This window comes from Exiguobacterium sp. s56 (assembly GCF_018618255.1).
GTDB lineage: Bacteria > Bacillota > Bacilli > Exiguobacteriales > Exiguobacteriaceae > Exiguobacterium > Exiguobacterium chiriqhucha.
The window spans coordinates 1-382 of the sequence record NZ_JACSLR010000051.1 but is presented as its reverse complement, the minus strand read 5'-3'; the positions used below and the strand labels follow the sequence as shown (position 1 = coordinate 382).

General features: G+C 50.0%; 2 tRNA genes. Both read left to right on the top strand.

The window, feature by feature from the left end:
• Window positions 1-120: 120 nt before the first annotated feature.
• Window positions 121-197 (top strand) — tRNA-Ile (locus KNP71_RS15800).
• A gap of 21 nt (window positions 198-218) precedes the next feature.
• A tRNA-Ala gene (locus tag KNP71_RS15795) sits at window positions 219-291 on the top strand.
• Window positions 292-382 lie beyond the last annotated feature (91 nt).

The window sequence follows — 382 nt, the reverse complement described above, 5'->3', positions numbered from 1 at the left end:
AACAAGGTAGCCGTATCGGAAGGTGCGGCTGGATCACCTCCTTTCTAAGGAAAATGCCCATGTGGCATTGCCCATCGTTCAGTTTTGAGAGACCAAAATCTCTCGACAATCAAAATATGAGGGCCTATAGCTCAGCTGGTTAGAGCGCACGCCTGATAAGCGTGAGGTCGGTGGTTCGAGTCCACTTAGGCCCACCATTTTTTTGAGAATTCCAATACGGGGCCTTAGCTCAGCTGGGAGAGCGCCTGCCTTGCACGCAGGAGGTCAGCGGTTCGATCCCGCTAGGCTCCACTTTGTTCCTTGAAAACTGAAGATTCATCAAGACATCAAACCAATTATTTCACATATGGTCCGTGAGGACCGTGTGTCTTAGACGCTAGAT